This window comes from Sphingopyxis sp. (assembly GCF_965227415.1).
Lineage (GTDB): Bacteria > Pseudomonadota > Alphaproteobacteria > Sphingomonadales > Sphingomonadaceae > Sphingopyxis.
Window position 1 is genome coordinate 1,485,235 of the sequence record NZ_OZ245749.1, and the last position, 13,935, is coordinate 1,499,169.

Sequence of the window (13,935 nt, forward strand, 5' to 3'; positions counted from 1 at the left end):
CGCCCCACCCTGCCGGGCCGATGGCGGCCGGATTACATATTGGTCATCTTGGCATTCCCGCGCCACAGCCACGCAGCGCAGGCCAGATCCTGCACGATCGAACCGAGCGATTTATAGATCGTGACATCGCGCGGATCGAGGCGGCCGGGCACGGTGCCTGCGAAGACATGGCCAATCTCGGGCAACACATGCGCTTCCCCGACCAGGCCCGCTGCCCTGGCGCGCAGATATTCGGCGCCCTGCGCCAGCACGCCCTCGCGATGGTCGGGAATGAAGCGGGCGCGCACGACCAGCGCTTCGTCGATCTCGGACGGTCCTGCGCGGCTCGAACCCACGGCGTTGATATGCGCGCCGTCAGCCACGTCGCGATCGAGCAGGATCGGGTCGGCGGCGGCGGTGAGGGCGCAGATGATGTCGGCACCCGCGGCGGCTTCGGCCACCGAGTATGCAACGCGGGCGGGCAGCCCCAGGCCGCCGATCCGCCGCGCCAGCGCCTCGGCCTTGTCGCCGTCACGCCCCCAGAGCACGACGTCATCGAGGGTGCGGACATGGCGGATCGCCGCAACATGATGCCATGCCTGCTCGCCGGTCCCCAATATCGCAAGCCGCCGCGCATCGGGGCGCGCGAGCGCATCGGTCGCCGCCGCCGACGCCGCGGCGGTACGGATCGCGGTCACTTCGCCTGCGTCGATCACGCACACCGGCGCACCGCTCGCGCGGTCGAAGAGAATGATCACGCCCTGATGCGACCCGCCTTTCGCGGCGGCCGCCGGGAACACGCTGATGATCTTTGCCCCGAAGCCCGCGCCGTCGAGCGCGCCGGGCATGACGCCGAACAGGTCGCCGCCGCCCAGATCGATGATCCCGCGCAGCAATTGCTGGCTCCGCCCTTCGGCAAGCGCGGCCATCGCGGTCTTCATGAGCGGAATGCAGTCGGCATGGCTCAGCCGCGCGCGGACCGCCGCTGCGTCGATGAAGGCGATCGGTTCAGCCACCCCACACATTTTCCGCATGGCGCATGAAATTGAGCCCCATGATCTTTTCGATCCGCGCCGACGAATAGCCGCGCGCCGACAGCAGGCCGATGAGCTTGCGGAACTGCTCGGGTCCGCGCAGGTCGATGACGAAGGGATAGGTGTCGGGCCGTTCGCCCGTCGCGCTGCTCCCGGCAGCGCGACGGGCCGCAATCTCTTTCGCCAGCACGGCTTCATAAAGTTTGAGGTCGTCGATCGCGGTGATCGTGTTGTCGGTACCGATCCCGACATGATCTTCGCCGCAGATGTTCACGGCATGGTCGATGTGCGCGACGACATCATCGGCACGCGGATGGCCGGAGATGTTGAGAAAAGGCATGAAGTAGATGCCGACGAAGCCGCCCTTCTCGGCCACCAGCCGCAGTTCGGCATCGCTCTTGTTGCGCGGCAGATCGGTGATCGCGCGGCATCCGGTATGGTTGATCGAGATCGGCGCCTGCGACGCACGCGCTGCTTCCAGGCAGGTGCGCTCGCCGCTGTGCGACAGGTCGACGATCATCTTCTGCGCGTTCAATCGCTCGATCACCTCGCGCCCAAAGGGTGTCAGCCCCGGATTGTCCGCCGCAATCGATCCGCCGCCGAGCTGGTTCGCCGGATTATAGGTAAGCTGGAAAATCCGCACGCCGAGGTTCGCGAAAATGTCGACGCGGCTCGCATCCTTCGCCATCATCGCGCCATTCTGAAAGCCGTAGATGATGCCGATCTTCTTTTCGGCCTTGGCGCGGCGAATGTCGGCGACGCTCAATATCTTGAGCAGATCGCGCGGATAGCGGCGGAGCAGCATGTCGGCCTCCGCCACGTCGCGGACGCTTTTCTCGAACGGATCGCCGGGGCCGGCGACATAGCCGAAGGTCCAGTTGATCGCGGTAACGCCGGAGGCATGCGCGTCGGCCAGCACGCGCGGTGAATAAGGGTCCGTCGCATCGGGTGTATTCGGGTCGCCAAGCCCGCCGAGCGCGTTGACGATTATCCATTTTCGCGCGTCGGGTACGGCGGCCCACGCGCCGCGCGGCAGCGTGGCGGTCGCGGCAAGCCCGGCCGCACCGAACATCATCGCCCGTCGGTCAATCGTCATCGCCAAGCTCCTTTTGCGTCACCGGCAGATAGTCGGCGCGGGGATATTCACGCCCGCGCTTCACCGTCATTTCGATCGCCTCGATATTGTCGATGTCGGCGAGTGGATCGGCGGACAGGACGACGAAATTGGCGAGCTTTCCCGCTTCGATCGATCCCATGTCCGTCGCCTGCCCCGCCGCCTGTGCCCCGACAAGCGTCGCCGATCGGATCACCGCGAGCGGCGGCATCCCGACGTCCTTCGCCAGATAGCGAAGCTCCTCATGCACCTCGGGCCAGCGATCGCTCGCCGGATCGACATAGTCGGTGCCGGTCGAAATGGGGATGCCTGCGCGCCATGCCTGCTGCGTCAACCGGATCGTCTGCGCGCCGCCGCACCGCAAGGGCTTCTTTTCGGGATGCGCCTTGCGATCGGCCTCGAACTTCACGAACAAATTGCCCGTCGCGTCCAGAATCGTCCCGTGCTTGAGCATCGCCCGGTACAATCCCGCGACGACCGGATCGTCGCCAGCGGGCGCGAGCAACGCTTCCTGGACCGGCGTGCGGTCTTCATATGCGGCAAGGTTCTTCGGCTGCGCCTCATAGCCGAGATAACAGACATGGCTGATCACATCGGCACCCGCAGCGATCACCTCCGACGGCCGCGCCGGGAAGACCGAGCTATGCGCCCAGATCATCATATGCTGGCGATGCGCTTCGGCCGTGATCGCGCGGACGCGCTCGGCCGGAAGGTCGGCGTAAATCTTGATCGCCGTTGCCGACGTGCCGCGCGCCAGCGTCACCGCCGTGCGCAGGTCGCTGCTCTTGTCGATCGCCTGCATCCACGGCGCGTTGCCGGGCTTGAAGCCCAAACTCACCGACAGGACGCGCGGGTCCTCGAAAAAGAGCGGGCCCGCCATCAACGCCGCATAATAGATATCGGGGGCGGCGATCTCGCCGGCCAGCGACGACCGCGCTAGATCGCCGACCGCCCGCAAATCGTCCGCCATGTCGCGAACGGCGGTCACGCCGCCATAGAGCTGGCGCCGCAATATCGCTTCGGCACGGACGCGGTTGGGCGGCGTCGCGAGATGAACATGGCTGTCGACCAGGCCGGGAATGACATAGCGCCCCGCCAGGTCGACCTTTCGCCCGCCCGCAGCGCGATCGCCCAGGCTGCCGTGCGCGCCGACCGCGACGATCCGATCGCCCTCCACCAACATGTCCTGACGCGCGCGCGCCGGGGCGCCGGTGCCGTCGATAATCGTTGCATTGGAATAGAGAACCGCGTCAGCAGCCATCGCACCCGCAGGAAACCCCGCAACGCCGACAATAAGCGAGACGGCAAGACGGCGAGCGCAAAGGCGAAAAGGGTTCATCGGCTGTGGCTAACCGCCGGGCACCATTCGGCCAAGAGGAAAGTGGCGGCCATTGCGCCATGGGCTCGACAGGTCGGCCAGCCGCCCTATTCGGGCATCGTCACCACAAGATGATCGGGAAAGGTCAGCGTGAAGGCGCCGCCGCCGTCGGGATGATTTGCCGCGGATATCCCGATGCCGAGTGCATCCGCGAAGCCCTTGGCGATGGCGAGGCCGAGGCCGCTGCCGCCATGGCGGTCGCTTCCGACGCCCTGTGCGAATGTATCGAAAATGGTCTTTTCCGTCCCGGGCTCCAGCCCCGCGCCGCGATCGCGAATGGTCAGCAGCAGCGCATCGCGCGTACGCCGACCGGCGATCGTGATCGGCCCGGTATTGCCGCCATGCTGGACCGCATTGGCAAGCAGGTTGAGGAGGATGTGATGGAGCAGGCGCTCGTCGGTCCTGACGAAGGGCAGGCTCGCCGGAACCTGAAAATCGATATGATGACCGCGAAGCAAGTCCTTGAGATCATGGACCACGCCCGCGACGGCATCGGTCAGGTCGACCGAGGCCATGCTGAGGCGGATTCCTCCGGCGTCGATCCGGACCAGCTCGACCAGATTGTCGAGAAAGCGACGCAGCCGCGACAGTTCTGCACGCGCGGTCGGCAGCGACAGGGTATCGGGATGCTCCGCCCCCAACGCTTCGATCGCTGCGGTGACGCCGGTCAGCGGCGTGCGCAGGTCATGACCGATCGACGACAGCAAGGCGGCGCGCAGCCTGTCGCGTTCCTCCAGCACCGAAAGGCTGCGCATCTCGTCCTCGAGATGAAGCCGCTCGTGCGCCAGCGCAGCCTGGCCGAGCAGCGTCGACAGCAGGGTTGCCTTGTCGGCCGAGATCGGCGCGCGATCATCGTCGCGCGCAACCCCGAGCACGGCAAGCACGCCAAGGCCGGTCTTGAGCGGATGAAACTGCCAGTCCGACGCGAGCAACGTGTTGGTCCCCCGGCCGGCAGGCTCGCCGCTGCTCCACGCCCATTCGGCAGCGGCCTGATCGACGGGCGAGATCGTCGCCTCGCGGGGACGCGCCACGATGGGCCTCAACGTTCCATCCTGTTCGGCAAGCATGACGCAGCGAACGTCGAGCAGGCGCGATACTTCCTCGCACGTAGCGATTGCCGTCGCCTCGCGATCGGAGGCGCGCGCGAGCGCCTGCCCGAAGGCCGCGAGCGACGCGTTTTCCTCGGCGCTACGCACGCCGATCCGCGCGCGGGTCCGCAACCGCCCGGCCAGATTGCTCGTCACCGCGGCAACCCCCGTCAGGATCAGCATGGTGAGCACGCTCTGGGGATCGGAAACGGTGAAGGTGTGGACAGGATCGAGGAAGAAAAAGTTGAAAGCCAGCGCCGCCGCGACGCTCGCGAACAGACCGGGCCGCAGCCCATAGAGCGTCGCGGTGAAGATGACCGGGACGAGATATAGCAGGTCGATCGCGCCGCGGCCGATCAGCGGCTGCGCCAGTTTGGCAAGCACCGTCGTCGCGGCGATGAGCAGCAGCGCTGCGGGATAGGCAAGCGGGCGCCCCCAATCGCGCGTCCACCCTTTGCGCCATCCCTCGGTCGCCAAGGCGTCGGGCGACGGGATGACGTGTATCGCCAGATCTTGCGAGCCACGGATCAGCGTCTCGACCACCGACCCGTGGCGCAGCTCGAACCACCAGCTTCGCTGCGATCGCCCGATGATCAGCTGCGTCGCCCGCTGGGCCTCGATCTGGCCGCGCAGGCCGGCGATCACATTTTCGGCGGGGATCGTCGCGATGGTCGCACCCAGCGTCGCGGCGAGCGCAAGCGCCGCCGCAATCCGGCGCTGCGTCTCCTCGTCGAAACTCTCGCTCCGCGTGGTTTCGATATGCACCGCCGTCCACGGCGCGTTGAGCCCATCGGCGAGCCGCTTTGCGGTGCGCACGAGCGCGTCGGCTCCGGGCTGTTCGCTGATGGCGACGAGGATGCGCTCGCCCGCGGCATAGGTTCCCGCAACGCCGCCGGCGTCAAGATCCTGAAGCATCTGTCGATCGACGCTGAGCGCGGCTCGGCGCAAGGCCATTTCGCGCAGCGCCGACAGGTTGGGCTTGGAAAAGAAATGACCGAGCGCGCGCGATGCTTCCTGCGGCACATAAACCTTGCCGTCCTTCAGCCGGTCGATGAGTTCGTCGGGCGGCAGGTCGACCAGCTTGATCTCGGCGCCTTCGAACACGCTGTCGGGAACCGTCTCGCGCACGCGCACGCGCGTGAAGCTCGCGACGACATCGTTGAGACTTTCGACATGCTGGATGTTGAGCGTCGTATAGACGTCAATCCCCGCATCGAGCAGTTCGGCGACGTCCTGCCAGCGCTTGGGATGGCGGCTGCCCTCGACATTGGTGTGCGCATATTCATCGACGAGCGCCAGCGTCGGCGCGCGGCGGAGCACGGCGTCCAGATCCATCTCGTTCAGCGTGCGGCCGCGATATTGTTGTTCGCGCCGCGCAACGATTTCCTGCCCTGCAAGCAAAGCCTCGGTCTCGGCCCGGCCATGCGTTTCGACCACGGCCACGACGACATCGACCCCGTCGCGCTTCAACGCCGCGCCTTCGGCAAGCATCGCATAGGTCTTGCCGACTCCCGGCGCGGCGCCGAGGAATATCTTCAGTTCGCCGCGCTCCTCACGCCGCGCCTGGCGGAGCAGCGCCTCGGGCGACGGTCGTTTGTCCGAAGAGGGCGGTGTCGGCATGCGAAGGGCTTAGACGAGCAATGGCGCGCGCGCCAAGCGAAGCCCGCCGAACTTTATGGAAACTTTATGCGCGGGCCCAAATTCGCCCGCGAAACTTTACGGCGAAGGGGCGTAGCGGCGCCCACATGCTGTCGGATTCCCCGCAGCACCTGCCGCGGGGCCGACCTTGCCGGAGAAGAGATGATGTCCGATTTACTATGGCTTGGCCTGATCGCCCTGCTGTTTGCCGCGACGCTTGGTTACGCGCGCCTCTGCGACGGAGCCTGACCGATGAGCACCGCGCTGATCCTCGCCGGCGTTACCGCCGCTGCCCTTCTCGTCTATCTGCTCGTGGCGCTTCTGCGGCCCGAGCGTTTTTGATCGGATCCTGACATGACCGCTTCCGGCTGGGCCCTGATCCTGCTCTTCGTCATCCTTACCGCTGCGCTCGTCAAGCCGATGGGCCTGTGGCTGTTCGCGCTCTATGACGGGCGCTCCACGCCGCTGCACCGCGTATTGGGTCCGGTCGAGCGCGGCTTTTACCGCCTCGCGGGGATCGACCCGAACGAAGAGCAGGGTTGGCGGCGCTATGCACTCCACATGCTGCTGTTCAACGTCGCGCTTCTCCTCTTCACTTATGCGATCCTGCGGTTGCAGGGGGTTTTGCCCGGCAATCCGCAAGGCTTTGGCGCGGTCGGTGCCGACGGTGCCTTCAACGCCGCCGTCAGCTTTACCACCAACACCAACTGGCAGTGGTTTTCGGGCGAGACGACGATGTCGAACCTGAGCCAGATGCTCGGGCTTACCATCCATAACTTCCTGTCGGCCGCGACCGGCATCGCCGTCGCTTTCGCCCTGTTCCGCGGTTTCGCGCGGCGCGAGACCAAGACGATCGGCAATTTCTGGGCCGATACGACGCGCGTCACCCTGTACCTGCTGCTTCCCATCTGCATCGCCTATGCGGTCTTCCTGATCGCGAGCGGCGTGCCGCAGACGCTTGCCGGATCGATCGACGCCACGACGCTCGAAGGCGCCAAACAGACGATCGCGCTCGGCCCCGTTGCCAGCCAGGAAGCGATCAAGATGCTCGGCACCAACGGCGGCGGCTTCTTCAACGCCAACAGCGCGCATCCGTTCGAAAATCCGACCGCTCTCACCAACTTCGTCCAGATGCTGTCGATCTTCGCGATCGGCGTCGGCCTGACCTGGTGCTTCGGCAAGGCGGTCGGCGACACGCGCCAGGGCTGGGCTATCCTCGCCGCAATGGCCGTGCTGTTCGTCGCGGGCGTGACGGTCACCTATTGGCAGGAAGCGGCCGGCAACCCGGTGCTGCACCAGCTTGGCGTCGCGGGCGGCAATATGGAAGGCAAGGAGGTGCGCTTCGGCATCGCCGCCTCGGCGCTCTTCTCGGTCGTCACGACGGCGGCCTCGTGCGGCGCCGTCAATGCGATGCACGACAGCTTCACCGCGCTCGGCGGCCTGGTCCCGCTGTTCAACATGCAGCTCGGCGAAGTCGTGGTCGGCGGCGTCGGCGCAGGCATCTATGGCTTTCTGCTCTTTGCCATCCTTGCGGTGTTCGTCGCCGGACTGATGGTCGGGCGCACGCCCGAATATGTCGGCAAGAAGATCGAAGCGCGCGAGGTCAAGCTCGCGGTGCTCGCGATCGCGATACTGCCGCTCGTGATCCTGGGGTTCACCGCGATCGCCAGCGTCATGCCGGCAGGTCTGGCCGGGCCGCTCAACAAGGGACCGCACGGCTTTTCGGAAATTCTCTATGCCTTCACATCGAGCGCCGGGAACAACGGCTCGGCTTTTGCCGGCCTGACCGCGGGCACGCCCTTTTACAACGGGATGCTCGGGGTCGCGATGTGGCTCGGCCGCTTCTTCGTGATCGTTCCCGCGCTCGCCATCGCCGGCAGCCTTGCCGCCAAACGGCATGTGCCGGCATCCAGCGGCTCCTTTCCCACCACCGGCGGCTTGTGGGTCGGGCTGCTCGTCGGGGTCATCCTGATCCTCGGCGGCCTCACCTTCGTGCCCAGCCTCGCGCTTGGTCCGATCGCCGACCATCTGGCGACCGCCGGCGGCCAGCTTTTCTGAGGGATATGTCCATGAATGCTCCCACCTCTATGTTCAGCGCCGCGCTTGTCGGTCCGGCGATGCGCGATGCCGTGCGCAAGCTCGACCCGCGCCAGCTGATCCGGAACCCGGTGATGTTCGTCACCGCCGTCGTCGCAACGCTGCTCACCGTGCTGCTCGTCATCGGCGAGGCCGGCCTGTCGATCGGGTTCGAGATCCAGCTCGTGATCTGGCTCTGGCTGACAGTGCTGTTCGGCACCTTTGCCGAAGCGCTGGCCGAAGGCCGCGGCCGCGCACAGGCCGCCTCGCTCCGCGCGACCAAGGCCGAGCTGCGCGCAAAGCTGATGCTGGGGGTCGGCGACACCTATGAAATCGTGCCCGCAAGCCAGCTCGAAAAGGACGAGATCGTGCTGGTCGAGACAGGCGATCTGATCCCGGCCGATGGCGAAGTGATCGAAGGCGTCGCATCGGTCAACGAAGCGGCCATCACCGGCGAAAGCGCGCCGGTGATCCGCGAGGCGGGCGGCGACCGTTCAGCGGTCACCGCCGGCACGCGCGTGATTTCGGATCGTATCAAGGTGCGGATTACCGCCGAACCCGGCCAGGGCTTCCTCGACCGCATGATCGCGCTCGTCGAGGGCGCCGAGCGCCGCAAGACCCCGAACGAGATCGCGCTGACGATCCTGCTCGTCGGGCTCACCATCATCTTCCTCATCGCGGTGTCGACGATTCCGGGTTTCGCCTCCTACGCGGGCGGCGCCGTGCCCGTGGCCTTGCTCGCCGCGCTGCTGATCACCCTCATCCCGACCACCATCGCCGCCTTGCTGTCGGCGATCGGCATTGCGGGAATGGACCGGCTCGTGCGCTTCAACGTGCTCGCCAAGTCGGGGCGCGCGGTCGAGGCAGCGGGCGACGTCGACGTGCTGCTGCTCGACAAGACCGGCACGATCACCATCGGCGACCGTCAGGCGAGCGAGTTTCGTCCGCTCGCGGGCGTCGACATCGATACGCTCGCCGACGCGGCCTTGCTGTCGAGCCTCGCCGACGAGACGCCCGAGGGCCGCTCGGTCGTCGCGCTGGCGCGCGAGCGCTATGCGATCCGCGTCGCAGCCTTGCCTGCCGGATCGGACGTCATTCCTTTCACGGCGCAGACGCGGCTGTCGGGCGTTGTCGTCGCCGGGGTGACGATCCAGAAAGGCGCCGTCGATTCGGTTCTCCGCGCACATCCCGAAGCCAGCAGCGGACCGGCCGCCGAAGAGCTGCGCAAGATCACCGAGGAAATCGCGCGTTCGGGGGGCACCCCGCTCGCCGTGGTCCGCGACGGCCGGCTGCTCGGCGCGATCCATCTGAAGGACGTCGTCAAGGCCGGCGTGCGCGAGCGCTTCGGCGAGCTGCGCAAGATGGGCATCCGCACCGTCATGATCACCGGCGACAACCCGCTGACCGCGGCAGCGATCGCGGCCGAAGCCGGCGTCGACGATTTCCTGGCGCAGGCGACGCCCGAGGACAAGCTCGAGCTCATCCGCCGCGAACAGGCGGCCGGCCGCCTCGTCGCGATGTGCGGCGACGGCACCAACGACGCACCCGCGCTCGCGCAGGCCGACGTCGGCGTGGCGATGAACACCGGCACGCAGGCCGCGCGCGAGGCGGGCAATATGGTCGACCTCGACAGCGACCCGACCAAATTGATCGAGGTGGTCGGGCTCGGCAAGCAGCTGCTGATGACGCGCGGTGCGCTGACGACCTTTTCGGTCGCGAACGATGTCGCCAAATATTTCGCGATCATTCCGGCGATCTTCGTCGTCCTGTATCCGCAGCTTGGCGTGCTCAATGTGATGCGGCTGTCGTCGCCCGAAAGCGCCGTCCTCTCCGCGATCATGTTCAACGCGCTGATCATCCCCGCGCTCGTCCCGCTCGCGCTCAAGGGCGTGCGCTACCGGCCGATGCCGGCCGGGCCGCTGCTGGCACGCAACCTCTCGGTCTTTGGCATCGGCGGCCTCCTTGCGCCCTTTGTCGGCATCAAGCTGATCGACCTCGCCGTGTCCGGCCTCCACCTCGCTTAAGGATCAAGCCATGCTGACCGATCTCAAGACCGCAATCCGCCCTGCACTCGTGCTGACCATCCTCTTCGCCGCGCTGCTCGGCATCGCTTATCCGCTCGCGCTCACCGGGGTCGGCCAGGCGCTGTTCCCCGCGCAAGCGAACGGCAGCCTGATCCGCGACGGCAACACCGTCGTCGGCTCCGAACTGATCGGCCAGAAATTCGCGAGCGCCGCCTATTTTCACGGCCGACCCTCGGCCGCCGGTGCCGACGGTTATGATGCTGCGGCCTCGGCAGGCTCGAACCTCGGCCCGGCCAGCCGGGCGCTCGCCGATCGCGTACGCGCCGATGTCGCCGATCTTTCGGAGACGACACCGGGCCCTTCTGTCCCGCCTGACCTGGTGACGACCTCCGCCTCGGGGCTCGACCCCCACATCAGCCCCGAGGCGGCCTTTTCGCAAGTGGCGCGCGTCGCGAAGGCACGCAGACTGCCCACAAAGCGTGTCGAAGCGCTGGTGGCTGCCGCGGTCGAAAAGCCCGCACTCGGATTCTTCGGCGAACCGCGGGTCAATGTGCTCCTGCTCAATCGCGCGCTCGACCGGGACACGCCGCAAAGCTAAAGCAGCGACATGGCGCAAGCTGCAAAAATCCTGATTGTCGAGGACGACGCCCATATCCGGCGACTGTTGCACGCGACGATGCAACGCGCCGGCCATGCGGTCGTCGAGGCGTCGGACGCGCGCCAGGCGCTGTCGCTGCTCGATATCGAAAAGCCCGATGTCGTGCTGCTCGACCTGGGCCTGCCCGATCGTGACGGGCTGGAGCTGATCGGTCCGATCCGCCAGCGATCGGCGGCGACGCTGATCGTCGTCTCGGCGCGTGACGACAGCGCCGAAAAGGTCGCGGCGCTCGACCTGGGCGCCGACGACTATCTGACCAAACCCTTCGACACCGAAGAGCTGCTCGCGCGCATCCGCGCCGCTCTCCGCCATCAACGCGCAAGCGCCGCCGGCGAAGCCGTTTCGGTCATCGAAACCGGCGACATCCGCATCGACCTCGATCACCGCCGCGTGCAGCGCGACGGGGCCGACGTGCATTTGACACCGAAGGAATATGCGGTGCTCGCCGAACTCGCCAAGCGCCCCGATCGCGTCCTCAGCCACGTGCAGTTGCTGAAGGCGGTCTGGGGACCGGCGCAGGAAGACCGCGTCGAATATCTGCGCATTGCGGTGCGCGGATTGCGCCAGAAACTCGAATCCGATCCGTCTCGGCCCCGACTCATCACGAACGAACTCGCCGTCGGCTATCGGCTGTCGCTCAGAGACCCCTCCCCCGCGCCCTAGCGGCGGCGCGGCTCGAAGGGCTTTATCGCATTGCAGTGCACAACAAGCTCTGCTAGCGGCCCGCCCTGTGACCTCAGGTTCCCCGGAAACGGGGATGAAAAGGGAAGACCGGTGAAAATCCGGCGCTGCCCCCGCAACTGTAGTCGGCGAGGTGAATGCATCATTGGCCACTTGAGCGAAAGCTCTGGGAAGGCCGCATTCCACCACTGACCCGATGAGCCAGGAGACCTGCCAGAGCGTCGCCGTTATCTGCGCGCGGGCGGGGTGTACCGGGAGCAGGCGAGGATTCTCGCGTGACGGCAAGGCCGTGTACGTTGGAGAATCCGAATGAAGACCCGAATCTTGACTTCCACCCTGTCGCTGATCGCTGTTGCGGCAGCGGCACCCGCCTTTGCGCAAGAGCGCGTCGCCGACAGCGACGACAGCACGATCACCGTCATCGGCACCACATTGGACGCCGACCAGAGTAACGCCTCGGTCTCGGTGATCGACGCGGCCGACATCCGCCGCGCGCAGAATGGCTCGGTTGCAGACCAGCTCGCCCGCCTGCCCGGCATCATCGCCACGCAAAACGGCGGGCTCGGCGGCTTCACCGGCGTCCGCATCCGCGGCGCCGAGGCCGAACAGACGCTTGTCGTCATCGACGGCGTGCGCGTCGGCGATCCCTCCTCGCCCGGCGGCGGCTTCGACTTCGGCAATCTGATGCTCGGAACGATCGACCGCGTCGAGGTGCTGCGCGGCGCGAACAGCCTGCCCTGGGGTAGCCAGGCGATCGGCGGCGTAGTTGCAGTGACCACCTCCACCGCAGAGCTGGGCACGACCAGCGGACGGATCGGCGCCGAATATGGGTCGCGCGACACGGTGCGCGCGAACGGCCAGCTCCACACCTCGCTCGGCGCATCGCAGTTCGGCATCGGCGGCGGCTATACCCGCACCGACGGGATCAGCACCGCCAAGGTCGGCACCGAGCGCGACGGCTATCGCCAATATTCGCTCAACCTCACCAACCGCACCGAGATCGGCAACACGCTCGTCTTCCGCGCCTTTGGCCTGTTCGCGGACAGCAAGCTCGACCTCGATGGCTTTGCGCCGCCGACCTATAGCTTCGGGGACACTGCCGAATATCAGGAAACGCAGGAACATTATGCCGCCGCGACGATCGAGCATCGCCCGGGCGGCAACGGCAGCGAGGGCGGTTTCTCGCACAAGCTGCAATATGCGTTTGCCGACATCAACCGCGACAATTTCGATCCGTCGATCGGCAACGACCCGAGCTTCGCCGCACGCGGCCGCAACGAACGGCTGAGCTACAGCCTCGACTGGGCCGCGGTGTCGCAGGTCCGCGTGCTGGCGGGCGCCGAGCGCGAATGGACGCACTCGCTGACCGCCGACGCTTTCTCGAGCGACGCCGGCAAGACCGCGACGACATCTTTCTGGGGCATGGTGGTTGCCAAGCCGACCGAAACTTTGTCGCTGACCGCGGGCGTCCGCCACGACGATCATCGCGACTTCGGCGGCGCGACGACGCTGGCGTTCGACGCGGGGCAGAAGTTTGGCGATCTGGTCACCGTTCGCGCGAGCTATCGCGAGGGGTTCAAGGCACCGACGCTGTTCCAGCTTTCGGACACGGCCGGCGCATTCGGCAACCCCGAACTGCTTCCCGAACAGGCTAAATCCTATGAGATCGGGCTCCGTTTTGGCGATACGCATCGCTGGTTCCTCGACGTCGCCGCATTCCGCCGCGACAGCCGCAACCTGATCGACTTTGTCAGCTGTCCGCCGGGCACCATCATTCCCGCCATCTGCGCGACCGGAACGCGGCCGTTCGGTACCTATGACAATATCAACCGCGCGCGCGGCGAGGGTTTCGAGGTCGAGGGCGGTGCGAAGCTGGGCGCCGCGTTCGAGCTCAGCGCCAACTACAGCCTGATATCGGTCAAGGACCGCACGCCGGGCGGCATTTTCGAAGGCAACCGCCTCTCGCGCCGTCCCCGCCACCTCGCCAATGCCGAGTTGGCCTGGACCCCAGGCGGCGCGCTCGACGGCGCCGACCTGTCGGTCGCCGTGCGCTATGCGGGCAAGAGCTTCGACGACCGTGGCAACAATGTCCGGATCGACGATTATGTCCTGGTCGATCTCCGCGTGACCTATCCGCTCACTGCGGGGATCGAGATCTTTGGCCGCGTCGAAAATCTCTTCAACGAAGAGTATCAGACGGTGGCGACCTATGGCACCGCAGGCCGTTCGGCCTATGCCGGGGTCCGCTGGGCTTTCTGATGCAAA

General features: G+C 66.5%; 10 protein-coding genes and 1 riboswitch. Of the genes, 6 read left to right on the top strand and 4 right to left on the bottom strand.

The features are described 5' to 3' along the window. Window positions 1–32 precede the first annotated feature (32 nt). The 4 genes from ACO055_RS07230 to ACO055_RS07245 form a co-directional block, all read right to left on the bottom strand. A complete protein-coding gene (locus tag ACO055_RS07230) occupies window positions 33–995 on the bottom strand; it encodes an ornithine cyclodeaminase family protein (RefSeq protein WP_422061913.1) in 963 nt (320 codons plus the stop codon). Beyond that, the gene (locus tag ACO055_RS07235) at window positions 988–2,109 is read right to left on the bottom strand and encodes a dipeptidase (protein ID WP_422061914.1); all 1,122 of its coding nucleotides are present in this window, start codon (window positions 2,107–2,109) and stop codon (window positions 988–990) included. Before ACO055_RS07235 ends, ACO055_RS07230 begins: the two co-directional genes overlap by 8 nt. Then, window positions 2,099–3,466: an amidohydrolase family protein gene (locus ACO055_RS07240; protein ID WP_422061915.1), complete on the bottom strand. Its 1,368-nt coding sequence runs from the start codon at window positions 3,464–3,466 to the stop codon at window positions 2,099–2,101. The genes ACO055_RS07235 and ACO055_RS07240 overlap by 11 nt, the downstream gene beginning before the upstream one ends. An 86-nt stretch (window positions 3,467–3,552) precedes the next feature. Further along, window positions 3,553–6,213 carry a DUF4118 domain-containing protein gene (locus ACO055_RS07245; RefSeq protein WP_422061916.1) on the bottom strand — a complete coding sequence of 887 codons (2,661 nt, stop codon included), beginning with the start codon at window positions 6,211–6,213 and terminating at the stop codon, window positions 3,553–3,555. A gap of 270 nt (window positions 6,214–6,483) precedes the next feature. On the opposite strand from ACO055_RS07245, the gene kdpF reads away from it, so the two are divergent. The 6 genes from kdpF (at window position 6,484) to ACO055_RS07275 (ending at window position 13,929) form a co-directional block, all read left to right on the top strand. Further along, entirely contained in the window at window positions 6,484–6,573 is a 90-nt protein-coding gene (gene kdpF, locus ACO055_RS07250; RefSeq protein WP_422061917.1) for a K(+)-transporting ATPase subunit F, read from the top strand. Window positions 6,574–6,585: 12 nt separating this feature from the next. Beyond that, entirely contained in the window at window positions 6,586–8,289 is a 1,704-nt protein-coding gene (gene kdpA, locus ACO055_RS07255) for a potassium-transporting ATPase subunit KdpA (protein WP_422061918.1), read from the top strand. An 11-nt stretch (window positions 8,290–8,300) separates the two neighbouring features. Beyond that, complete coding sequence (kdpB, locus tag ACO055_RS07260) at window positions 8,301–10,331, top strand: potassium-transporting ATPase subunit KdpB (RefSeq protein WP_422061919.1); 2,031 nt, start codon at window positions 8,301–8,303, stop codon at window positions 10,329–10,331. Window positions 10,332–10,341: 10 nt separating this feature from the next. Then, window positions 10,342–10,929: a potassium-transporting ATPase subunit KdpC gene (gene kdpC, locus ACO055_RS07265; protein ID WP_422061920.1), complete on the top strand. Its 588-nt coding sequence runs from the start codon at window positions 10,342–10,344 to the stop codon at window positions 10,927–10,929. A 9-nt stretch (window positions 10,930–10,938) separates the two neighbouring features. Further along, entirely contained in the window at window positions 10,939–11,652 is a 714-nt protein-coding gene (locus ACO055_RS07270) for a response regulator (RefSeq protein ID WP_422061921.1), read from the top strand. 59 nt (window positions 11,653–11,711) lie between these two features. Beyond that, a riboswitch (cobalamin riboswitch) is annotated at window positions 11,712–11,902 on the top strand. Between the two features lie 77 nt (window positions 11,903–11,979). Then, complete coding sequence (locus ACO055_RS07275) at window positions 11,980–13,929, top strand: TonB-dependent receptor plug domain-containing protein (protein WP_422061922.1); 1,950 nt, start codon at window positions 11,980–11,982, stop codon at window positions 13,927–13,929. The last annotated feature ends 6 nt before the right edge of the window (window positions 13,930–13,935 follow it).

What these genes read in the sequence shown, in the direction of transcription:
- ACO055_RS07235 (WP_422061914.1), bottom strand. Translation starts at nt 2,109, where the DNA reads ATGACGATTGACCGACGGGCGATGATGTTCGGTGCGGCCGGGCTTGCC.
- ACO055_RS07240 (WP_422061915.1), bottom strand. Translation starts at nt 3,466, where the DNA reads ATGAACCCTTTTCGCCTTTGCGCTCGCCGTCTTGCCGTCTCGCTTATT.
- ACO055_RS07245 (WP_422061916.1), bottom strand. Translation starts at nt 6,213, where the DNA reads ATGCCGACACCGCCCTCTTCGGACAAACGACCGTCGCCCGAGGCGCTG.
- kdpF (WP_422061917.1), top strand. Translation starts at nt 6,484, where the DNA reads ATGAGCACCGCGCTGATCCTCGCCGGCGTTACCGCCGCTGCCCTTCTC.
- kdpA (WP_422061918.1), top strand. Translation starts at nt 6,586, where the DNA reads ATGACCGCTTCCGGCTGGGCCCTGATCCTGCTCTTCGTCATCCTTACC.
- kdpB (WP_422061919.1), top strand. Translation starts at nt 8,301, where the DNA reads ATGAATGCTCCCACCTCTATGTTCAGCGCCGCGCTTGTCGGTCCGGCG.
- kdpC (WP_422061920.1), top strand. Translation starts at nt 10,342, where the DNA reads ATGCTGACCGATCTCAAGACCGCAATCCGCCCTGCACTCGTGCTGACC.
- ACO055_RS07270 (WP_422061921.1), top strand. Translation starts at nt 10,939, where the DNA reads ATGGCGCAAGCTGCAAAAATCCTGATTGTCGAGGACGACGCCCATATC.
- ACO055_RS07275 (WP_422061922.1), top strand. Translation starts at nt 11,980, where the DNA reads ATGAAGACCCGAATCTTGACTTCCACCCTGTCGCTGATCGCTGTTGCG.